This is a genomic window from Actinomadura rayongensis, from assembly GCF_009831215.1.
Lineage (GTDB): Bacteria > Actinomycetota > Actinomycetes > Streptosporangiales > Streptosporangiaceae > Spirillospora > Spirillospora rayongensis.
The window spans coordinates 1,390,547-1,411,844 of sequence record NZ_WUTW01000001.1; the positions used below are offsets into that span (position 1 = coordinate 1,390,547).

Genomic DNA, 21,298 nt, shown 5'->3' on the forward strand with positions numbered 1-21,298 from the left:
ACCGCGCGCCGCGGCGCCCTGCCTCCCTCCGGCCGGTGATGACATGACGGTACGGCTGTTGACGAACATCGGCAGGCTCTGGACGGGCACCGACGTCTGCAGCAACGCCGCCGTCCTCATCCACGACGACCGGATCGTCTGGGCCGGGCCCGCGTCGGACCTGCCGCAGAGCGTCCCCGGCATCATCGACGACATCGTCGACGTCGACCATGTGGAGAACCTCGGCGGCGGCCTCGTCACGCCGGGCCTGATCGACGCGCACTCCCATCCCGTCTACGCGGGCAACCGCTGGGCCGAGCTGGCGATGCGCACCAGCGGGTCGTCCAACTCGGCGATCACCGCGGCGGGCGGCGGCGTGAACTCCACCGTCACCGTGACGCGCGGAACGGACCCGTGGACGCTGTGCAACGGCGTCCGGGAGCGGCTGCGGCAGTGGATCCTCGCGGGCACCACGACCGTCGAGGCCAAGACCGGCTACCACCTCACCCGCGACGGCGAGCTGGCCGACATCCGGATGCTCCGGTCGCTGGAGAGCGAGCCGTCGATGCCCCGGATCCACGCGACGTTCCTCGCCGCGCACATCCTGCCGCCGGAGTTCTTCGGCCGGCGCCGCGACTACATCGAGGCCGTCCGGCTGTGGGCGGGCGACGCCGCGCAGGCCGGGGCGGACTCCATCGACGTCTACTGCGACGAGGGCCACTTCAGCGCGGAGGAGGCCCGCGCGCTGCTGCTCACCGGCAAGCGCGCCGGGCTGAAGGCGCGGATGCACGCCTGCGCCCACGAGCGCGTCGGCGGCGCGCAGGTCGCGGCCGAGGTCGGGTGCGCGTCCGCGGACCTGCTCACCGAGGCCACCGACGACGACATCAAGGCGCTCGCGCACGCCGGGGTCACCGCGACCGTCTGCCCCGGCAGCGGGCTCAACACCTCGCGTCCGCCCGCGCCGGTGCGCGCGATGCTCGACCGCGGCGTGACCGTCGCGCTCGGCACCGACCACAACCCCGGCCAGTGCGGCATCACGTCGATGCCTTTGGTCATCGGCCTGGCCGTCGCGCGGTACCAGATGTCGGTGACCGAGGCGCTGCGGGCGGCGACGCTCGGCGGCGCGGCGGCCCTGCACGCCGGGGACCGCGGGTCGCTCGCGCCCGGGATGATGGCCGACATCGTGCTGTGGGACGCCGACCACGAGGGCGCTTTCGCCTGGTCGTTCGGGTTGCGGGCCCTGCGGGTGTGGCGCGGCGGAGTTCCGGTCCAACCGTAACGAGCCGGAAATCTCCGGTTTGGGTACGCTCCCTGCATGGGAAGTGCCCGGCGCACCGGGGTCGCCGTCATCACCGATTCCACCGCCTACCTGCCGCCGGGGCTCGCCGAGCGGCACGGCGTGACGGTCGTCCCGCTGCAGATCGCGGTGGGCGGCACGGTGCGCGACGAGAACGACATCACGACCGCCGAGGCCGCGCAGGCGCTGCGCGAGTGGCGGCCGGTGACGACGTCGCGTCCGGCGCCCGAACGGTTCGCCGACACCTACCGTTCGGTGGGGGAGGGCGGTGCCTCGGCGATCGTGTCGGTGCATCTGTCGGCGGAGATGTCGGGGACGGTGGAGGCCGCGCGGCTCGCCGCCGCGTCCGCGCCGGTGCCCGTCCAGGTCGTGGACTCAGGGACGATCGGCCTCGGCCTCGGTCTCTCCGCCCTGACCGCTGCCGCCGCCGCACTGCGCGGCGCGTCGGCGTCCGAGGCCGCCGCCGCCGCGCTCCGGCGGGCGGACGAGTCGCGTTCGCTGTTCTACGTGGACACGCTGGAGCACCTGCGGCGCGGCGGGCGGATCGGCGCGGCGGCGACGCTGCTCGGCTCGGCGCTCATGATGAAGCCGCTGCTCGGGATCGAGGACGGGCGGATCGCGCCGCTGGAGAAGGTGCGGACGTCGGCGCGGGCGCTGGCGCGGCTGGAGGAGCTGGTGGTCGCCGAGGCCGGGGACCGGCGGGTGGACCTTGGGGTGCAACATCTGGCCGCAGCTTCGCGCGCTGAGGCGCTGGCGGCGCGGCTGCGGGCGCGGCTGCCGGGGGTCGAGGACATCTACGTCGGCGAGGTCGGGCCGGTGATCGGGGCGCACGTGGGGCCGGGGATGCTCGGCGTGGTGGTCGCGCCTCAGCTCTGAGTTATCCACAGTTCTTCCGCGCGGTGGCGTCGCGCTGGTCCGGCTACTTAGCGTGCTGGGCATGCGACTCTCTGAACGTCTCCGATCGGCGCTTCCTCCATCCGGGCTGCTGCGCTCGGGGCCGGAGCCGCCGGGACGCGCGCTCGGGCCCGGCGGCGCACGGGTGCTGATCGTGGCCGGGGTGCTGGCCGTGGCGGTGGCGTGCGGGTACCTGTGGCTGGCGCGTCCTCGGGCGGAACCGGACCGTGCGCCGCCGGTCGCCGTGTCGTCGGTGGCGCTGGTGGCGTCCGCGCCGTCGTCGCCCGCGGGGCTGCTCGTCCACGTGCTCGGCAAGGTGCGGCGCCCCGGCCTGGTGACGCTGCCCGCGGGCGCGCGGGTGGCGGACGCGATCCGGGCCGCCGGGGGGACACGTCCGGGCGCGACGACGGGAGCCTTGAACCTGGCCCGTCCGGTGGTGGACGGCGAACAGATTCCCGTGGGCGTCGCGGGAGCGTCCCCGTTGCCACTCGCCTCCGGTCCCGCCCCACCAGGCGCCGCCCCCTCGGACGCCCCGGTCAACCTCAACACGGCGACGTCCGACGACCTGCAACGCCTCCCCGGCGTAGGCCCCGTCCTGGCCGCCCGCATCCTCGCCTACCGAACCGAACACGGCTCCTTCCGCTCGGTCGACCAACTCCAAGAGGTCTCGGGCATCGGGCCGCGCCGCTTCGCCGACCTGAAATCCCAGGTCCGAACATGAAGCGACTCGCTGACCAGCCCGACGCCGTGGTGGGCGACACCCCAGCCGCAATGCCCGCCATCCCGCCGACCGGACAGGACGCCAGGCCGACCGCACCGGCGGACGGTGCCACGTCCAGCGGGACGGACGTGCGTCTGGTGCTTCCGGCGCTGGCCGTATGGGGCACGGCGGCGTTGACACTCGGGGCGGCCGTCGCGGTGATCTGGAGCCTTGCGGTGGTCGCGGTCGCCGGGGGAGCAGTGCTGCTCGTCCGGGGACGCCGGGCGGGACGGTTAACGGCCGGGACGCTGCTCGTCTGCGTGGCGGCATCAGCGGCCGGGGTGGGCGTGCGGGTCACGGCCGTCCGCTCCGGGCCGGTGCGCGACCTGGCGCGGCACGGCGAGCGGGCCGTCGTGGACGCCGTCATCACGAGCGACCCGGTCGAGCGGCGGCGTCCGGGACGGGTGACGTTCGTCGTCCGCGCCCGCGCCGAGGCCGTTGTGGTGAACGGACGTCGCGTGCCAGCCCGCGCCAAGGCCGTGGCGTGGGACGGACGTCGCGCGGAAGCCCGCGCCCAACCCGTGGCGCGGGATGGACGTCGTGTGCATCCTCGCGCCGGGCCCGTGGCGCAGGATGGGCGTCGCGAGCGGGTGCGCGCCGGGCCCGTGGCGTGGGACGGACGTCGGTCGCTAGCCCGCGCCGAGCCGGTGGCGCGGGAGGGACGTCGGGTGCGGGTGCGCGTTCCGGTGCTGCTCCTCGCGACGGACGCGCGTTGGGCGCGGACGGGGCCGAGCGTCCGGGTGCGGTTGGCCGGACGGTTCACCGAGCCGCGCGGCGGCGACCTGACGGCGGCGGTCGTGATCGTCCGGGGGCCGCCCACGGTGCTGCGCGGACCGTCCCCGCCGCAGCGCTTCGCGGGGACGATCCGCTCCCGCCTGCGCGCGGCCGTCGCCCGGCTGCCGCCCGACCAGCGCGGCATCCTCCCCGCCATGGTCGTCGGGGACGTGTCAGGCCTCGATCCACGGCTCGCCGCCGACTTCCGCACGGCCGGGCTGACGCACCTGCTCGTCGTGTCCGGCGCGAACCTGGCGATCGTCATCGGCGCGGTCCTCGCCCTCTGCCGCCTGGCCGGCCTAGGCCGCCGTGTCGCGCCCGTCCTGGCCGCGGGCGCCGTGCTGCTGTTCGTGCTGGTGGCACGTCCGGAGCCGAGCGTCCTGCGCGCGACGGTCATGGGCATGGTCGGCCTGGTCGCACTGCTCGGCGGCCGAGGCCGCCAGGGACTCCCAGCGTTGGGGGCGGCGGTGATCCTGCTGGTGCTGCTCGATCCGTCGCTCGGCCGGTCGGCGGGGTTCGCGCTGTCCGTCCTCGCGACGGCGGGACTGCTCGTGCTCGCGCCGGCCTGGCGCGACCGGCTGCGCCGACGCCTCCCGGCGCCCATCGCGGACGCGGTGGCCGTCGCGGCGGCGGCCGAGGCGGCGGTCGCGCCGGTGCTCGTCCTGATGTCGGGCGAGCTGGGCGTCCTGTCGGTCGCGGCGAACCTGCTCGCCGCACCGGCCGTCGCACCGGCGACGCTCCTCGGCGCCATGGCGGCCCTGACCGCACCGATCGCACTGCCCATAGCGCGCTTGATCGTCGTCCCGGCGGGGTTCGCGGTCGGCTGGGTCGCGTTCGTCGCCCGCACGACCGCACGCCTGCCCCACGCGTCCATCCCGTGGCCGGACGGCCTGGCGGGCGCGGCCAGCCTGGTCGCCGCGATGGCGGCAGGCGTCCTGGTGATCCGCTCACCCAGGCTCCGCGTCGCCGCAGCCGGAATCGCGGCGGGCCTCCTCCCGGGCGTGATCCTCCTGCGCCTGGTGTCGCCAGGCTGGCCGCCGCCGGGCTGGCGGATGGTCGCATGCGACGTCGGCCAAGGCGACGCCCTCGCCCTTGCGGCGGGCCCGTCCCGCGCAGTGGTGATCGACGCGGGCCCCGACCCCCGCGCGGTGGACGGCTGTCTCGACCGCCTGGGCATCAAGGACGTCCCCTTACTCGTCATCACCCATCCGCACGCCGACCACATCGACGGCATCCCAGGCGTCCGAGCAGGACGAACGACGCACCTACTCCTGACCACCCCACGCGACCCGGGCCGCACAGCGAGGCTCACCGGCAGGCTGGCGACGACAAGGGCGATGCCCGGCCAGATCTGGCGGATCGGGAACCTGACCCTGACCGTCCTGGCGCCCACGTCCGCCGACCCGCCCCTGCTCCCGTCCGACGACGGAACCACGATCAACAATGCGAGCGTCGTGCTCCTGGCACGCAGCCCGGACTTCAGCGCCCTCCTCCCCGGCGACATCGAAGAAGACGCCCAACACGCCCTCGCTCCCGCGATCCCACCCGTCGACGTCCTGAAAGTCCCGCACCACGGCTCCCGCAGCCAGGACCGCACCTTCCTGGCCGCAGCCAGGGCACGCCTCGCCCTGATCTCCGTAGGCCGCGACAACGACTACGGCCACCCGGCCCCCACGACCATGAACCTGCTCCGCGACCTGCACGTCCGCACCTACCGCACCGACCGGGAAGGAGACATCGCCATAGCCCGCGCGAACTCAGGACTAGTCGAGGTGTCCCGACGCTGAGCCGCACCCCACGCCGGGCCGTCCGCCGCGCCGCTCGGGCGCGTGCGCCAGTACGCCTACGGCGTCGCCGCCGCCTCGGCGCGGGCGAGCAGCTCGTCGCCGCCCTCGTCGCCGACGAGCGCGACGGCGGTGTCCGGCGCGGCCGTCTGGAGCGGGGCGGCGGATCGTCAGGAGGGGGTGCGGAGGGTTTTGGCCAGTTCGGTGGGGGTGAGGCGGCGGGGGCCGACGTAGTAGATGATCGAGGTTGCGGGGATGTCGGTCTGCCAGCTCGGGTTGACCAGCAGGACGTCGCCCGCGCGGGCGGCGAGCATGGTGGCGCCGTAGGTGCGGCCGAGGACGGTCTGGCAGTGCTCGACCGGGACCGCTCCAAGGGATTCGGGCAGGCGCACCGAGTAGGTGTCCGCGCCGCCGTGGCTCATCAGCTCGGTGTAGACCTCGGAGAGGCCCGGGTCCTTCAGTTCTTCGGTGATCATGCGGGGGCTGTGCCACTGGACGCACTGGAGCTTCTCGTCCACGTAGTGCATCTGCTGCGCCCGGGAGATGTCGCGCAGCGCGACGACCATGTGGGCGCCCGCCGCGACGTGGTCGGCGGTCACCGCGACGGCCAGGGCCTCGTTGTCGTCGCGGGCGTCGATCAGGACGCTGTGGGCGCGCTGCACCCCGGCGCGCCGCAGCACGTCGTCGTCGGTCAGATCGCCCCGGACGAACAGGACGTCGCGGTCCGGCATCGGGTGCGCCGGGACGTCGTCCCACGCGCACAGGACGACCTTGCGCGCGTGGTCGGCGAGCAGTTCGTCCACCATCGCCTCGGTCCGGCCCGGCGTGTAGCCGAGCACGACGAAATGGTCCGAGACGTCCACCGTGACGGCGCCCTGCATCCTGCGTCCCCTCGCTTGTTCCAGCAGCGTCGCGAGCCGCGCGAACACCGTCGTCAGCGCCGCGATCCCGCCCACGATCACGAGCACGCCGACCACCCGTCCGGCCGCCGACGACGGCGAGACGTCGCCGTACCCGACGGTCGACGCGGTGACGACGAAGTACCACCAGTAGGTCTCCGGGCGGACGATCTCGCTCCCGGCCGGCTCGGCGAGCGCCATCAGCGGCCAGCTCGCGCAGAACACGCCGCCGAAGACGAGCGCCGGCGTCCACCACGAGACCCGGCCCCGAACGCGCGCCCACAGTCGGGTCACCAGGACCAGCACAGCGCCTCCCACTTCCAAGTTCCGACACCCTAGCGGGACGAATCCCCACAAGTCCCCAGATTCGCGACAACATCCCCGTCCCCACCAGCCCGAACGCCCCACGGAGCAGCGCGGGATCACCCTGATGCGCGAGGACGACGCGCTCGGGTCGGGCCGGCGTGCAGGGCGGCGTGTAGGGCGGCGTGCGGGGCGAGCGTGCAGGGCGGCGTGCGGGGCGAGCGTGCAGGGCGAGCGTGCGGGGCGGGCGGGCGGGCGTGGCATGCTGGGGGCATGGCGCCGGAGGCTCTTTCGTTGATCGTCGGGGACGAGGAACTGCTCGTGGACCGGGCCGTCGGCGAGGTGGTCGCGGCGGCGCGCGCGGTCGACGCCGAGACCGAGGTCGTCGACCTCGGGGCGGGCGGCCTGGAGCCCGGACGGCTCGCCGAGCTGACCTCGCCCTCGCTGTTCGGCGGCGCCAAGGTCATCGTGCTGCGCGCCGCGCAGGACCTCGGCAAGGACCTGTCCGCCGAAGTCCTGAAGTACGCCAAGAACCCGGCCGACGACGTCTACCTCGTCGCCGTGCACCACGGCGGCGCCAAGGGCAAGGCGTTCGCGGACGGGCTCGCCAAGGCCGGCGCCCGCAAGATCGCGTGCCCCAAGGTCACCAAGGCGGGCGAGCGGATCGACTTCATCCGCAACGAGATCCGCCGGGCGGGCGGGAAGATCTTCCCCGACGCCGCCCGCACGCTGCTGGACGCCGTCGGCAACGACCTGCGCGAGCTGGCGGGCGCGTGCAGCCAGCTCGTCGCCGACACCGGCGGACGGGTGGACGACGCCTCCGTCGCCCGCTACTACCAGGGCCGCGCCGAGGTCAGCGGGTTCACCGTCGCCGACAAGGCCGTCGAGGGCAACCTCGGCGAGGCCCTGGAACAGCTCCGCTGGGCGCTGGCGACCGGGGTGCCGCCGGTGCTGATCGTGAGCGCGCTGGCGCAGGGCGTCCGGGGGCTGGCCAAGGTCGGCGGGGCGCCGCGCGGCGCCCGCGCGGCGGGGCTCGCCAAGGAGCTGGGCATGCCGCCGTGGAAGATCGAGCGGGTCCAGCGGCAGCTGCGCGGCTGGTCGGGGGACGGCGTGGCGCGCGCGATGACGGCCGTCACCGAGGCGGACGCGGCCGTCAAGGGCGGCGCCGCGGACCCCGCGTACGCGCTGGAGCGGACCGTCTCGACCATCGTGGCGGCCCGCAACGCCCGCTGAGCCGCCTATGCTTCCTGCATGACAGGACAGCGATCGCAAAAGTCGAGCGGTTACCGGGAGCGGAACTCCACGGCGGAGCGGGCTCTCGACATTCTGCAGCTCTTCGACGACGACCGGCTCGTCGTCGGCGGACAGGAGGTCGCCGACGCGCTCGGCGTCGCACGGTCCACCGCCTACCGCTACCTCCAGAGCCTTTCGGCCGCGGGCTTCATCGAGGAGCACCGCCCGGCCGGCTACCGGCTCGGCCCGCGCGTGTTCGAGCTGGCAAGGCTCGCCCGCAAGGGCCTCGGGCTTTCGGAGATCGCCCGGCCGCTGATGCGCGAGCTGGTCGAGGAGGTCGGCGAGACGGTGCTGCTGACCCGCCGCGCGGGCGCGTCCGTCGTGTGCCTGGAGCGCGAGGAGACGGGCCACCCGGTGCGGCTCTCCTACGAGCGCGGGCACGTCCTGCCGATCAACGCGGGCGCGTCGGCGCTCGTCCTGCTGGCCTGGGCGACGGACGAGGAGGTCGCCGACGTCGTCGCCAAGCACGGCCTGCCCCGGTTCACCGGCGCGACCGTCACCGACGAGGGCGTGCTGCGCGAGCGCCTGGCCCGGATTCGCACCGACGACGCGGCGGTGACGCGCGGCGAGCTGGACGCCGACGTCCTCGGCGTCGCCGCCCCGATCCGGGACGTGGACGGCGCGGTCGTCGCGGCGGTCAGCATCGCGGCGCTGTCGCACCGGGTGCCGGAGGAGCGCGTCCCCGAGGTCGTCGCCGCCGTCCGGCGGACCGCCGGACGGATCACCGACCGCCTGGCCGTCCTCGCCTCCTGATTTTTTACCGAAGCCCCCGAACCTCCGAATCCGGACATCTTCCCAGGTCAGAGCATGTCTCGTATGTTAGGAAGTGAGTTCTTCAAAGTAGGACTGTGAGGTAGCTAACTTGCAAGCCTTGCCCTGACCTGCTCCGACTTGCATAATTCAGGACCACTGTCCCAGTTATCGGGACAGTGTCCGAGGAGGAGGATCAGATGGGGCTCCGTCTGTTGCAGCAGTGGAAGCCGGCCCTGGCGGTCGCACTGGTCGCCGGGGTCGCGGCGGCCTGCGGGGGTTCGGGCGGGACGGACGAGTCCGCCACGAAGGCCGCCGAGGCCGCCAAGACCCGCCTGGCGAACAACCCGGCGCTGAGCGCGATGGTCGCCGCCGCGAACAAGGAGGGCGCGCTCAACCTCAACTGGGGACTGGACGGGCGCAGCACCCTCAAGAACCTGACCGACGCCTTCAAGACGGCGTACGGCCTGAACATCAAGGTCACGCTGACCCCGCAGCAGAACATGCCGACCAACGCCGGCAAGCTGGCGCAGGAGTACCAGGCGGGCAAGCCCTCCTCGACCGACGCCTTCCTCGGGAACCCGGAGTCGACGTTCGGCGTCGGCCCGAAGGGCAAGAACGCCCTGAAGACGATCGACTGGGCGAAGACGGCCCCGTGGACCAAGGGCCTCGCCAACTCCGACAACACGGCGCTGACCTGGGTGGACCAGATCCCCGGCTTCACCTACAACACGACGCTGATCCCGAAGAACGAGGTCCCGAAGACCGCCCAGGACGTCCTGAAGCTCACCAAGCCGATCGCGAGCACGCCCTACGCGGCGCAGTTCAACGCGCTCGGCTCCAAGCAGGCGATGGGCATCGACGGCGTCCGGTCCTACCTGCGCAGCTTCAAGCCGAAGGGCTACCTCGGCTGCGGTGAGCTGAACCGGATCGCGTCCGGCGAGTTCGCGGCCCTGTGGGTCTCCTGCGGCGTCAACATCGGCGACATCTTCGCCGCGCAGGGCGCCCCGGTCGCGACGACCGTCCTGAAGGACGCGGCGATCATCTCGACCCGCTACATCGGCATCCCGAAGAACTCGGCGCACCCCAACGCCGCCGAGCTGTGGGCGACCTGGCTGCTCACCCCCGAGGCGCAGCAGATCATGTACAAGGGCGACTTCAACGACAACATGCGCCTGCCGGGCAGCAAGACCGCCAAGCAGATCGCCGGGTACGAGGCGCAGGGCACCAAGTTCATCAAGCTGGACTACGAGTTCGCCGCCGCCAACCCCGAGCTGTACGACGGCCGCTTCAAGGGGGAGCTGATCAAGCTCCTGACGGGCAAGTGACCGCGACCGCGCTGCGGGAGCCGCCCGCCGTCGCCGCCGAGCCCGTGCGGCAGCGGCGGCGGCCGGCCGCGACGGGCCTCCTCGCGGTCGTCATCACGGTCCCCGCACTGGTGATCGTCGGGCTGCTGGGCGTGGTCGTCTACCTGGGGTTCCGCGCCCACGGCACGCCGGACGGCGCGCTGACGACGAGCAACTTCACCGTCCTGTTCGGCGACGCCGAGGTCTGGTCGGTCGTCCGCAACACGGTCGTGTACGTGCTGGTCACCGTGGGCGTGGCGCTGTTCTTCGGGACGGCCCTCGCCCTGCTCGTGGAGCGTTCCGATTTCGGCTGGGGACGGACGATCGCCACCGCGATGGTGCTGCGCATCCTCGTCCCCGGCTTCTTCACCGCGATGGGCTGGATCTTCCTGTTCCACCCGCGCATCGGCGCCGTCAACCAGTGGCTGATGGAGTGGTTCCACCTCGGGCACGCCCCGGTGAACATCGTGTCGCTCGTCGGCATGGGGTTCGTCGAGGGCCTGGCGCTGTCGGCGCTGGTGTTCGGGATGGTGTCGGCGAGCCTCGGCGCGCTCGACGGGTCGCTGGAGGAGGCCGCGCGGGCGTCCGGCGCGGGACCGCTGCGGGTGCTGTTCCGGGTCACGCTGCCGCTGGTGCGGCCCGGCCTGCTCGGCGCGGGCCTGTTCGCCGGGACGATCGCGGTGTCGTCCCTGGACATCCCGCTGATCATGGGCCTGTCCAACCGGACGTACGTGTTCAGCAGCTACCTGTACGTCGCGACGAACCCGTCCGCTGGGACGCCCGAGTACGGCGTCCCGGCGGCGTTCAGCGCCGTGATGATCCTGCTCGGCGTCGCGTTCACGCTCTGGTACCAGCGCGTGCTGCGGTCCGGGCGGAAGTACCAGGTCGTCGCGGGCAAGGGCCACCGGCCCGCGCGGATCCGGCTCGGCCGCTGGCGGTGGGCCGCGTGGCTGTTCGTCGGCGGGTACTTCCTGTGGTCGACGATCCTGCCCGTCCTCATGGTCGTGTGGATCTCGCTGCTGCCGTTCGTCCAGAAGCCGTCGGCGGCGGCGTTCAAGGTCGCGTCGCTGGACAACTACCGGCAGCTCGACTGGTCGTTCGTGGAGCGCGGCCTGACCACGACGATCAAGCTGATGGTGATCGCGCCGACGCTGGCCGTCCTGATGAGCCTCGCGTTCTCGTTCGTGGTCGTCCGGGCGCGCCGCCGCTACCGGATGGTCTACGACCTCGTCGCGTTCCTGCCGCAGGCCGTGCCGACCACCGTCTTCGCGTTCGGCGCGATGATCGCCGCGCTGTACTGGACGCGCGGCTGGTACGGCCTGTACGGGACGCTCGCGCTGCTCGTCGGCGTGACGGCCCTGGTCCAGATCGCGTTCGGCACCCGCATGTTCAACGCGGGCCTGCTCCAGATCCACGTGGAGCTGGAGGAGGCGGCGGCGATGTCGGGGGCGTCGTCGTGGACGGCGCTGCGTCGCGTCACGCTGCCGCTGCTGCGCCCGGTCGTCACCTACACCTGGCTCTGGCTCGCGCTGCTGAGCCTGCGGGACCTCACCGTCCCGACCCTCATCGGAGGACAGGACACGCTCACGCTGTCGGTCGCGTCCTGGACGCTGTTCAACAGCGGCCAGGTCGGGGCGTCGTCGGCGCTGACGCTGCTGATGATCCTGTTCATGGCGCCGGTGGTCGTCCTGTTCCTCCTGCTCACCCGCAAGAACGAAGGGAAGGCCCCCGTATGACGGGCACGCCGCTGGCGGTCGAGGGACTGCGCAAGGGGTTCGCCGATCGCGACACCGTCGTGAAGGCGATCGACGACGTCGGGTTCGAGGTGAAGGAGGGGGAGGTCTACACGCTGCTCGGCCCGTCCGGCTGCGGCAAGACCTCCACGCTGCGGGCGGTCGCGGGCCTGGAGCGCCCGGACGAGGGCCGCATCGTCATCGACGGGACGGCCGTGACCGGCGACGGCGTGTTCGTCCCGCCGAACCGCCGCGACATCGGCATGGTGTTCCAGAGCTACGGCATCTGGCCGCACATGACGGTGTTCGAGAACGCGGCGTTCCCGCTGCGGGTGGCGCGGCCGAAGGTGCCGAAGAAGGAGATCGCGGCGCGGGTGGAGAGCGCGCTCGCCGCCGTGCACCTGGGCGGCTTCGAGGGACGCAACGCCACCCAGCTCTCCGGCGGCCAGCAGCAGCGGCTCGCGCTCGCGCGGGCGCTCGTGCGGCGGCCGAAGCTGCTCCTGCTGGACGAGCCGCTGTCCAACCTGGACGCCAAGCTGCGCCAGGCGATGCGGGCCGAGCTGGCGTCGCTCCAGCAGGAGACCGGCATCACGACGCTGTTCGTCACGCACGACCAGGACGAGGCGCTGAGCATGTCGTCCCGGATCGCGGTGATGCAGGCGGGCCGGATCGTCCAGGAGGGCCGGCCGCGCGACATCTACCAGCGGCCGGAGACGCGGTTCGTCGCGGACTTCGTCGGGACGACGAACTTCCTGCCCGGCCGGGGCGCGGACGGCGCGCGGATCACGACCGAGGTCGGCGAGTTCGCGGTGAAGGACGCGCCGCACGCGGCGGGGGAGGACGTGCTGCTCGCGGTGCGTCCCGAGTCGGTGCTGCTGCACCTGTCCGAGCCGTCCGGGACGCCGAACGTGGTGCGCGGGCGCGTGGACCGGGTCATGTTCGTCGGCGAGGCGGTGGACTGCCACATCCGCGTCGGCGACGCCGTCTGGGTCACCCGGCAGGACCCGCACCTGGCGGCCGTGTCCGGCGACGAGGTGTGGCTCGAACTGCCGGCCGACAAGATCGCGGTGCTGGCCTGACGGTGACGGCCCGGGGCGCACGGCCCCGGGCCGTTCCGTCACTGGACCGGCTGGTAGTCCGGGCCGCCGTCGCGCAGGAGGCGGTCGGCCTCGGCGTAGATCTCCTCGGCGGGCAGCCCGAAGTCGATCGACTTGCGGAACGGCTGCCGGACGTCGCGCTCGACGCGCAGGTAGACCTCGTTGCGGTTGCCCTCGGGGTCGAAGAAGTAGATCCCGAAGGCGTTGCCGTGGGTGACCTCCTGCTGGACCTCGACGCCCTCCTCCTGGAACCGGCGGTGGAACGCGCGGATGTCCTCCAGCGACTGGACGCGCCAGGAGATCTGGTGCTGCTGCTTGGCGCCGGGCTCGGCGGTGCGGCCCTTCTGCAGGACGAACTCGTGGTGCTCCTCGTCCGGGCGGGCGCTGAAGAAGACGATCCCGAGGCCGGCGTCCTCGTCGGTGACGGTCAGGCCGAGGACGCGTTCGTAGAAGTCCCGCATCTTGGGCAGGTCGAAGACCCACAGCCCGGTGTGGCCGAGTCCGGTGATGGCCATGCTGGCTCCTTGTCTCGTTTTTCAGGAACGTGATCCTGCTTAATGGGACAAGCCTAGTCGAGCCAACGCGGGTGATCCAGAGCTGGCGTGTCGCGAATAACAGGATGTATGCTCTGCAAATCAGGACAGAGACAAGGAGTCGGGGATGCGATTCGTTGCGTATCGGGACCAGGACGGCGCCGAGGCGCTGGGCAGGCTCGACGGGGACCGGGTGCACCGGCTGCACGGCGTGCGCCGGATCGACCGTGAGGTCACGTCCGACGGCCTGCGGGACGCGTCCGCCGACGACGCGGGCACGCGCCTGGACGGCCTGGAGCTGCTGCCCGTCGCGCGGCCCGGCAAGATCTTCTGCGTCGGGCTGAACTACCGGTCGCACATCGAGGAGACCGGCCGCGAGCTGCCGACCTACCCGGTGCTGTTCCCGAAGTTCGCGTCCAACCTCATCGGCCACGACGCGGCGATCCTGCTGCCGCCCGAGTCGTCGCAGGTGGACTACGAGGCGGAGCTGGCGGTCGTCATCGGCAAGGGCGGTCGCCGGATCGCGCGCGCGGACGCGTTCGACCACGTCCTCGGCTACACGATCTGCAACGACGTGACGATGCGCGACTTCCAGTACAAGACGCACCAGTGGACGCAGGGCAAGGCGTGGGACGACTCCACCCCGCTCGGACCCGTCCTCGTCACCCCCGACGAACTGGACCCGGGCAAGCTCGCGATCTCCCTGCGGCTGAACGGCAAGGAGATGCAGGCGTCCACCACGGACCGGCTGATCTTCGACATCCCCGAGCTGATCGCGGTGACGTCGCAGTTCACGCGGCTGGAGCCGGGCGACGTCATCCTCACCGGCACGCCGGGCGGCGTCGGGTTCCGCCGCGACCCGCAGGTCTTCCTCGCCGACGGCGACGTGGTCGAGGTCGAGATCGAGGGCATCGGCGTCCTGCGCAACACGGTGAAGGCCGAAGCGTGAACCCCGTCGACGTCCGGATCCTGTGTCCCGGGAACAACTGGATGAACATCGGCAGCCTGCTCGCCAACGGGATGGGCGGCTACCGCAGCCCGCTGCCGGACGGCTCCACGATCGCCGCCGTCACCGGCACGCCGCCCGCGCTGCTCGGCATGGACGGCCCGCGCCTGGTCGCCGAGGGCCGCTACCAGTTCGGGATCACCACGCCGACCTGGGCGCTCGCGATGGCGCGGCTCGGCCGCGGCCCGTACGCCGAGCCGCTGCCGGTGAAGGCCGTCGCGGCGTTCGCGCACGACGACCGGCTCGCCCTGGCCGTCCGCCGCGAGACCGGGATCACGAGCCTGCACGAGATCGCCGAGAAGCGGCTGCCGCTGAAGGTCTCGATGCCGGGCCGGGAGATGGGCCACCCCGCGCGCTGGGTGATGGACGAGATCCTCGCCCAGTACGGCTTCTCCGAAGAGGACCTGGTGAGCTGGGGCGGGACGCGCCTGGACGACCGCCCGCGCGCCCAGAACGCCCCCGACGTCGTCCCCGCCGACCCGTCGTTCGACGCCGTCTTCGACGAGGCGATCATGACGATGCGGTGGCAGAAGCTCACGACCCAGTACGACCTGCGGTTCCTGCCGCTGGACGACGACGTCCTCGCGCACTGCGCCGAGATCGGGATGCCCGCCGGCGTCATCGAGAAGGACCGGCTGCGCGGCGTGGACGCCGACGTCCCGGCGATCGACTTCTCCGGCTGGGTCCTCTACTGCGCCGACGACCTGCCCGACGAGCTGGCCTACCTCGCCGTCCGGGCGCTGGACGAGCAGAAGGGCGCGATCACGGCGCGGTTCACCGGCCCGACCCGTCCGCTGACGAGCCCGGTGAACCTGCGCGAGTGCTGCCGTGACCTGCCCGTCCCGCTGCACCCGGGCGCCGAGGCGTACTACCGCGAGCAAGGAGCACTGACATGACGAACGTCCGCGAGCGGTTCGAGACGTTCCCGTTCGACGTCCCGGCCCGGATCTTCGAGCGGCGCGAGGACCTGCTGCTCGCCGAGCCGATCCCGTCCGCCGACGGGCGCAAGCGGCACCGCGACCACCCGCCGCTCCAGGTCGTCCACTTCCCGCCGGAGTACATCGCCCAGCCGTTCGCGCACCCGCGCGGCGTCTACGAGAGCGAGTTCCTGCGGCTGGAGTGGCAGACGATGAACAACCGTCAGCCGTTCTACCACCGCAACTGCGACGTGGACGAGATGTCGTACCAGGTCACGGGCGTGCGGACGCTGATGACCGACCTCGGGAGCATCGACCTGCACCCGGGCGACTTCTCCCGGCTCCCGGTCGGCGTCGCGCACGACAACTACGGCCGCGAGGACATCCACATCCTGTTCTACGTCCCCGCGCCGGTGGCCGAGGCGCTGCCGCCCGCCCGGACGGCCGAGGTCGTGATCCCGCCGTTCGAGGGCTGGGAGCCGGTGATCACCAACGAGCTGATCACCGAGTGCCTCGGCGGGACCGGGCACGACATCGTCATGGCGCCGGTGGACGAGCTGATGCTGCTGGAGCAGGGCAAGAACGAGGGCGAACGGCTCCAGGTCCTGCACCCGGACGCGACCGCGCCCGGCACGACCTGGCTCTACACCTCGCGGGACGTGTGGATCGGCCGGACCTACGCCGCGTCCGGCGACGGCCTGACCTACCGCCGCATCCGCAACGCCGAGGAGATCCAGTACCAGATCAGCGGGCACCGGCACCTCGTCACGCAGCGTGGAACGGTCCGGCTGGAGCCGGGCGACTTCGTGCGGATCCCGGTCGGCGTCGCCGCCACGAGCATCCACGACGGGCCGAGCGCGCACATCACGCTCGTGTCCGGCCGCGAGCTGCCGCAGGTCGCCGAGACCGCGCGGACCGCCGAGCGGCTGGACGTCGCCGCGATCGAGGCGCTGCGATGACCGCCATGCTCGCCGCCCGCGCGCACGCCGGGGCGGACGCGCTCGCGCTGGAGAAGATCCCGGTGCCCGAGCCGGGGCCGGGGGACGTGCTCGTCCGCGTCGCGTCCGCCGGGCTCGCGCCGAGCCTGATGAAGCTGCTCGCGCGCGGCTCGTTCCGGTACCTGCCGAGCACGCCCGGCCACGAGATCGCCGGGACCGTCGCCGCCGTCGGCCCGGACGCCGACGCCTCGCTCGTCGGCAAGCGGGTGCGCGTCCACCCCGGCCTGTCCTGCCGGGACTGCGTCTACTGCCGCACCGACCGCGAGCAGATGTGCGCGTCCGCCGCGATGCTCGGGTCCGGCGCGCACGGCACCGGGCCGATGCCGCTGTACGAGCGGTACCACGACGGCGGGCTCGCCGAGTTCGTCCGCGCGCCCGCCTGGCTCGTGGACGTCCTGCCCGACCGCGTCGGCTTCGACGTCGCCGCGAAGGTGCAGGACTTCGGCAACGCGCTGCGCGCCGTCCGCACCGCCGACCTGCCGCCCGGCGGGACGCTCGTCGTCACCGCCGCGACCGGCACGATGGGCACCGCGACGGTCAAGCTCGCCCCGCACCTCGGCGCGTCCCGGCTGATCCTCGTCGGACGATCCGCCGAGCGCCTGGCCGCCGTCGCCGCGATCAGCCCGCTGCCCGCTCGGACGGTCGCGCTGGACGACCTCGGCGCGGACTGGGAGACGTCCGGCGGGCTCACCCGGCGGCTGCTGGACCTCGCGCCCGGCGGCGCCGACGCCGTCGTGGACTACCTCCCGCACGGCGCGGGCACCGGCCAGGCCACCGCCGCCCTCGCCACCGGCGCGACGCTCGTCGCGATGGGCGGCAACCGCTCGCCGTTCCCGCACACCGCCCGCGACCTCCAGCACCACTGCTGGCGCGTCGCCGGGACGCGCGGCTGCACCCGCGCCGACACCGCCGCCGTCCTGGACCTGCTCGGCTCCGGCGCGCTCACCGCCGACGAGCTGATCACGCACCGGTTCCCGCTCGCCGACGTCGACGCCGCGCTCACCGCGCTCACCGACCGGACCGAGCCGATCTGGATGGCGGTGGTGCACCCGTGACCGCCGACCTCGCGATCCGCGCCACCCGCGCGCTCGCCGCCGCCGGGCAGGCCGACATGGTCTGGGGCCACGCCGCCGTCCGCGATCCGGACGGGCGCGGCATCTGGATCAAGGCGCCCGGCTGGGGACTGGAGGAGGTGGACGCCGACCGCGTCCAGCTCGTCTCCTTCGACGCCGACGTCCTCGAAGGCGAGGGCAAGCCGCACAAGGAGTGCCACATCCACCTGGAGATCATGCGGCGGCGGCCCGACGTCGTCTGCACGATCCACACCCACGCGCAGGCGGCCGTCGCGTTCGCCGCGCTGGACACGCCGCTGCTCCCGATCTCCCACGAGGGCGCGCTGTTCGGCGGCGCGGACGTCCCGCGCTTCACCCGCACCGGCGGCCTGGTGGAGAACCCCGACCTCGGCCGGGCGCTCGCCGACGCGCTCGGCGACGCGCCCGCCGCGCTCATGCCCAAGCACGGCCTCGTCGCGGCGGGCACCGAGGTCGGCGCGGCCGTCATGCACGCCGTCCTGCTCGACCGCGCGTGCCAGACCCAGCTCATGGCCATGGCCGCCGGGCCCGTCCGGGTCTTCTCCGACGCGGCGGAGGCCGCCGCCAAACGCCTCCAGTGCTGGCCGCCGGGGCAACTCGACGCCGGCTGGAACTACCTCGACCGAAAGGGCTCCTCCCGATGACCGCCATCACCGTGACCACCGCCGACGGGCCGATGGACGTTTACGTCGCCCGTCCGGACACGCCCAACGGACGCGCCGTCGTCGTCCTCCAGGAGGCGTTCGGCGTCAACGCCCACATCCGCGACATCGCACAGCGGTTCGCCGAGCGCGGCTACCTCGCCGTCGCGCCCGACCTGTTCCACCGGACGAACACCGGCGAGATCGGCTACGACCAGCACGCCGAGGCGATGGGGCTCATCGGCGCGCTCGGCCCGGACCAGACCATCACCGACGTCCGCGCCGTCGTGGACCGGCTGGAGAGCACCGAGGACGTCGCCCGCCCCGACATCGCCGTCGTCGGGTTCTGCTTCGGCGGGCGCGCCGCGTTCACCGCCGCGACCGCGCTGCCGGCCCTCGGCGCCGCCGTCGTGTTCTACGGCCCCGGCATCGCCGCCGGACCGTTCGCCGTGCTCGACCGCGCCGCGTCCATCACCGCGCCGCTGCTGCTGCACGTCGGCGCGGACGACCCGACGATCCCGGCCGAGCAGGTCCAGGCCATCGACGCCGCCCTCGACAAGGCGGGCGTGGACTACGAGCAGCACGTGTACGCGTCCGCCGGGCACGCCTTCGCCTGCGACGCCCGCCCCGCGATGTACCGCGCGGACGCCGCCGCCACCGCCTGGGACCGCACGCACACGTTCCTCGCCGAGCGCCTCCGGGTGACCCGATGACGCCACCGCCCGTCCTGATCGTCGGCGCGGGGCCGGTCGGGCTGACCGCCGCGAACCTGCTCGCGGCGCGCGGCGTCCCGCTCGTCCTCGTCGAGCGCAACCCCGCCACCAGCGACGAGGCCAAGGCCATCAGCCTGGACGACGAGTCGCTGCGCACGCTGCAGGCCGCCGGGCTCGCCGAGACCGTGCTGGAGATCGTCGTCCCCGGCACCGGCACGCGCTACTACGACCGCAAGGGCCGTCCGCTGTTCCACGCGCGCGGTCCCGAGCCCTACCGGCTCGGCTACCCGTTCAAGAACCAGTTCGCCCAGCCCGAGCTGGAGAAGGTCCTGCTGGACGCGCTGCGCGGCCGGCCCGGCGTGGACGTCCGGTTCGCGACCGAGCTGGTCGACGTCAAGGACTCCGGCCACGGCGCGACCGCGACGCTGCGCTCCGCCGACGGCGACGTGAGCCTGGACGTGAGCTGGGTCCTCGGCTGCGATGGCGGGCGCAGCACCATCCGCGAACTCCGGCGCATCGACATGACGGGGACGAGCCACCGCGACGTCTGGCTCGTCGCCGACACCACCGGCGACGCCCACGACGAGCGCTACGGCATGCACCACGGGCGGCCCGACCGGCCCACCGTGATCGTCCCCGGTCGCGACGGCCGCTGCCGCTACGAGTTCCGCCTGCACCCCGGCGAGGGCGACGGCGGCACCCGGCCGGACTTCGCGACCATCGAACGGCTCGTCCGTCCCTACCGGTCCATCACCCCGGACCAGGTGGAGCGCTGCACGAACTACACGTTCAACGCGGTCGTCGCCGACCGCTGGCGCGACGGACGATGCTTCCTGCTCGGCGACGCGGCGCACATGATGCCGCCGTTCGCCGGGCAGGGCCTCAACTCCGGGGTCCGCGACGCCGCCAACCTCGTCTGGAAGATCGCCGAGGTCTGGCACGGCCGCGCGGACGAGGCGCTGCTCGACACCTACGAGCCCGAGCGCCGCCCGCACGCCACCGCGATGGTCGCGTTCTCCGAGCGGCTCGGCCGGGTCGTCATGACGACGAGCCCGGCGCGGGGCGTGCTGCGGGACGCGACCGTCCGGGCGCTGCTGGCGACGCCGTGGGGCCGCCGCTACCTGCGCGAGATGCGGTTCCGGCCGCGCGCGGTCCACGAGGCCGGGCTCGTCGCGGGCGGGCACCGGCTCACCGGGACGCAGCTCCCGCAGCCGCGCGTGCTCGTCCCGCCGAGCCTGCACCCGCGTCCGCTGGACGAGGTGCTCGGCGACGGGCTCGCGCTGCTCGGGGTGAACGTTCCGGCGGCGGCGTGGGACCGCGTCGCGCGCGACCTCCCGCTCGACGGCCTCACCCTGGTGGACGTCGCGCTGGACGAGCGGCTGCCCCGCCCGAACCCCGGCCGCCGCGCCGTCGCGGACGCCGACGGACGCCTCCAGGCCGCGCTGGCGAGCGCCCGGGGCCGGTTCGTGCTCGTCAAGCCGGACCGGTACATCGCGGCGGTGTTCTCCCCGCTCCAGGCGAGCGTGGCCGCGCCGCTGCTCGCCCTGTGCGCACGGGACGCCGCCGACGCGGAGCGCCGCGCCGGCTAGCCCGGCACGTGCGCGCGGACGGCGGCGAGCAGGTCCGCGCACGCGGGATCGGTCCGGCCGGGGACGTGGACGGCGTGGTACGGGACCGGCGGAAGATCGGTGATCTCCCGCCGGACCAGCTCCGGCGGCGTCCGGACGCAGCCGTTCACCACGGCCGGGCCGACGCCGAGCGCGGCGAAGTGGAGCAGCAGCGGCCAGCCCGCGGCCTCGACCGCGACCGTCCACGGCACGTCGGCGGCGCGCAGCGCGCGTTCCAGCGCGACGCGGTGCGGTCCCGGGGCGGGCGGGACGACCAGCGCCGACCCGGCCAGGTCGCGCAGCTCCACTTTGGCGCGCGCGGCCAGCGGGTGGTCCGGCGGCACCACGAGCACCTGCGGGTACCGGGCGAGCAGGACGGTCTCCAGGTCGGCGGGCAGGACGTCCAGCACCGCGACGCCCACGTCGGCGCGGCCCGTCCGGACGGCGGCGAGCGTGCGCGCCCGGTCGCCGTTCAGCAGCCGCAGCCCCGGCACCGCCCGCACGACCTCGCCGAGCAGGTAGAGGTAGGCGCCCTCGCCTGCGGCGAGCACCGGGCGGCGGGCCGGGGCGGTGCCGCGCAGCTCGGCGAGGAACCCGCCGACCCGCGCGTCCAGCTCGCGCGCGAACCGGGCGACCTGCTCGCCCTCGCGCGTCAGCGTGAGCGTCCGCCCGCGCCGGATGTACAGCGGACGGCCCAGCGACGCCGCGAGCCGCGCCACCTTCGCGTGCAGCGACGGCTGCGAGATCGACAGCTCCGCCGCCGCCCGCGTGAAGTTGCGGTGCTCGGCGAAGACGGCGAACGCGGCGAGCGCGTCGGTGGACACCCGCTCCAGTTCCATAGGCTGAGCCTATAGCTTGTGGGGCTTTATCTAGTTCTCTTCGA

The 21,298-nt window shown here is 73.4% G+C and carries 19 protein-coding genes; 16 read left to right on the forward strand and 3 right to left on the reverse strand.

Annotated elements, in window-relative coordinates; all coding sequences use genetic code 11:
• Positions 1–43: 43 nt before the first annotated feature.
• The 4 genes from hutI (at position 44) to GQ466_RS06520 (ending at position 5,491) form a co-directional block, all read left to right on the forward strand.
• Positions 44–1,258, forward strand: coding sequence for an imidazolonepropionase (gene hutI, locus GQ466_RS06505; RefSeq protein ID WP_103563502.1), 1,215 nt, complete (start codon positions 44–46; stop codon positions 1,256–1,258).
• A 36-nt stretch (positions 1,259–1,294) separates the two neighbouring features.
• On the forward strand, positions 1,295–2,152 hold the full coding sequence (locus GQ466_RS06510) for a DegV family protein (protein WP_161101807.1): 858 nt from the start codon (positions 1,295–1,297) through the stop codon (positions 2,150–2,152).
• A 61-nt stretch (positions 2,153–2,213) separates the two neighbouring features.
• Positions 2,214–2,891 carry a ComEA family DNA-binding protein gene (locus GQ466_RS06515; protein ID WP_161101808.1) on the forward strand — a complete coding sequence of 226 codons (678 nt, stop codon included), beginning with the start codon at positions 2,214–2,216 and terminating at the stop codon, positions 2,889–2,891.
• Positions 2,888–5,491 (forward strand): ComEC/Rec2 family competence protein, encoded by a 2,604-nt coding sequence (locus GQ466_RS06520; protein ID WP_237417610.1) that lies wholly within the window; start codon positions 2,888–2,890, stop codon positions 5,489–5,491. The genes GQ466_RS06515 and GQ466_RS06520 overlap by 4 nt, the downstream gene beginning before the upstream one ends.
• Before the next feature lie 167 nt (positions 5,492–5,658).
• On the opposite strand, the gene GQ466_RS06525 is transcribed toward GQ466_RS06520, so the two are convergent.
• Positions 5,659–6,693, reverse strand: coding sequence for an ion channel (locus GQ466_RS06525; protein ID WP_161101809.1), 1,035 nt, complete (start codon positions 6,691–6,693; stop codon positions 5,659–5,661).
• A 270-nt stretch (positions 6,694–6,963) separates the two neighbouring features.
• Between GQ466_RS06525 and holA the strand changes: the two genes are divergently transcribed.
• The 5 genes from holA to GQ466_RS06550 all read left to right on the forward strand — a co-directional run bounded on the left by holA (position 6,964) and on the right by GQ466_RS06550 (position 12,891).
• On the forward strand, positions 6,964–7,923 hold the full coding sequence (holA, locus tag GQ466_RS06530; protein WP_161101810.1) for a DNA polymerase III subunit delta: 960 nt from the start codon (positions 6,964–6,966) through the stop codon (positions 7,921–7,923).
• A gap of 18 nt (positions 7,924–7,941) precedes the next feature.
• A complete protein-coding gene (locus GQ466_RS06535; RefSeq protein WP_161101811.1) occupies positions 7,942–8,736 on the forward strand; it encodes an IclR family transcriptional regulator in 795 nt (264 codons plus the stop codon).
• Between the two features lie 197 nt (positions 8,737–8,933).
• Positions 8,934–10,061 (forward strand): ABC transporter substrate-binding protein, encoded by a 1,128-nt coding sequence (locus GQ466_RS06540; protein WP_161101812.1) that lies wholly within the window; start codon positions 8,934–8,936, stop codon positions 10,059–10,061.
• Entirely contained in the window at positions 10,058–11,815 is a 1,758-nt protein-coding gene (locus tag GQ466_RS06545; protein WP_161101813.1) for an ABC transporter permease subunit, read from the forward strand. The genes GQ466_RS06540 and GQ466_RS06545 overlap by 4 nt, the downstream gene beginning before the upstream one ends.
• Complete coding sequence (locus tag GQ466_RS06550) at positions 11,812–12,891, forward strand: ABC transporter ATP-binding protein (protein ID WP_161101814.1); 1,080 nt, start codon at positions 11,812–11,814, stop codon at positions 12,889–12,891. Before GQ466_RS06545 ends, GQ466_RS06550 begins: the two co-directional genes overlap by 4 nt.
• 38 nt (positions 12,892–12,929) lie before the next feature.
• Here GQ466_RS06550 and GQ466_RS06555 read toward each other — a convergent pair whose 3' ends face one another.
• Positions 12,930–13,424, reverse strand: a complete 495-nt coding sequence (locus GQ466_RS06555) for a VOC family protein (RefSeq protein WP_161101815.1) — start codon at positions 13,422–13,424, stop codon at positions 12,930–12,932.
• 145 nt (positions 13,425–13,569) lie between these two features.
• On the opposite strand from GQ466_RS06555, the gene GQ466_RS06560 reads away from it, so the two are divergent.
• Genes GQ466_RS06560 through GQ466_RS06590 form a run of 7 tightly spaced genes read left to right on the forward strand, consistent with a single transcriptional unit; the run spans position 13,570 to position 20,397 of the window.
• The gene (locus tag GQ466_RS06560; RefSeq protein WP_161101816.1) at positions 13,570–14,391 is read left to right on the forward strand and encodes a fumarylacetoacetate hydrolase family protein; all 822 of its coding nucleotides are present in this window, start codon (positions 13,570–13,572) and stop codon (positions 14,389–14,391) included.
• On the forward strand, positions 14,388–15,344 hold the full coding sequence (locus GQ466_RS06565; protein WP_337193343.1) for a TAXI family TRAP transporter solute-binding subunit: 957 nt from the start codon (positions 14,388–14,390) through the stop codon (positions 15,342–15,344). Before GQ466_RS06560 ends, GQ466_RS06565 begins: the two co-directional genes overlap by 4 nt.
• Positions 15,341–16,324 carry a hypothetical protein gene (locus GQ466_RS06570; RefSeq protein ID WP_161101817.1) on the forward strand — a complete coding sequence of 328 codons (984 nt, stop codon included), beginning with the start codon at positions 15,341–15,343 and terminating at the stop codon, positions 16,322–16,324. Before GQ466_RS06565 ends, GQ466_RS06570 begins: the two co-directional genes overlap by 4 nt.
• The gene (locus GQ466_RS06575; protein ID WP_161101818.1) at positions 16,321–17,418 is read left to right on the forward strand and encodes an alcohol dehydrogenase catalytic domain-containing protein; all 1,098 of its coding nucleotides are present in this window, start codon (positions 16,321–16,323) and stop codon (positions 17,416–17,418) included. Before GQ466_RS06570 ends, GQ466_RS06575 begins: the two co-directional genes overlap by 4 nt.
• On the forward strand, positions 17,415–18,098 hold the full coding sequence (locus GQ466_RS06580; RefSeq protein WP_337193344.1) for a class II aldolase/adducin family protein: 684 nt from the start codon (positions 17,415–17,417) through the stop codon (positions 18,096–18,098). The genes GQ466_RS06575 and GQ466_RS06580 overlap by 4 nt, the downstream gene beginning before the upstream one ends.
• On the forward strand, positions 18,095–18,808 hold the full coding sequence (locus GQ466_RS06585) for a dienelactone hydrolase family protein (protein WP_161101819.1): 714 nt from the start codon (positions 18,095–18,097) through the stop codon (positions 18,806–18,808). Before GQ466_RS06580 ends, GQ466_RS06585 begins: the two co-directional genes overlap by 4 nt.
• Positions 18,805–20,397 carry a bifunctional 3-(3-hydroxy-phenyl)propionate/3-hydroxycinnamic acid hydroxylase gene (locus GQ466_RS06590; protein WP_161101820.1) on the forward strand — a complete coding sequence of 531 codons (1,593 nt, stop codon included), beginning with the start codon at positions 18,805–18,807 and terminating at the stop codon, positions 20,395–20,397. Before GQ466_RS06585 ends, GQ466_RS06590 begins: the two co-directional genes overlap by 4 nt.
• Here GQ466_RS06590 and GQ466_RS06595 read toward each other — a convergent pair.
• A complete protein-coding gene (locus GQ466_RS06595) occupies positions 20,394–21,254 on the reverse strand; it encodes a LysR family transcriptional regulator (protein WP_161101821.1) in 861 nt (286 codons plus the stop codon). The genes GQ466_RS06590 and GQ466_RS06595 overlap by 4 nt on opposite strands.
• Between the last annotated feature and the right edge of the window lie 44 nt (positions 21,255–21,298).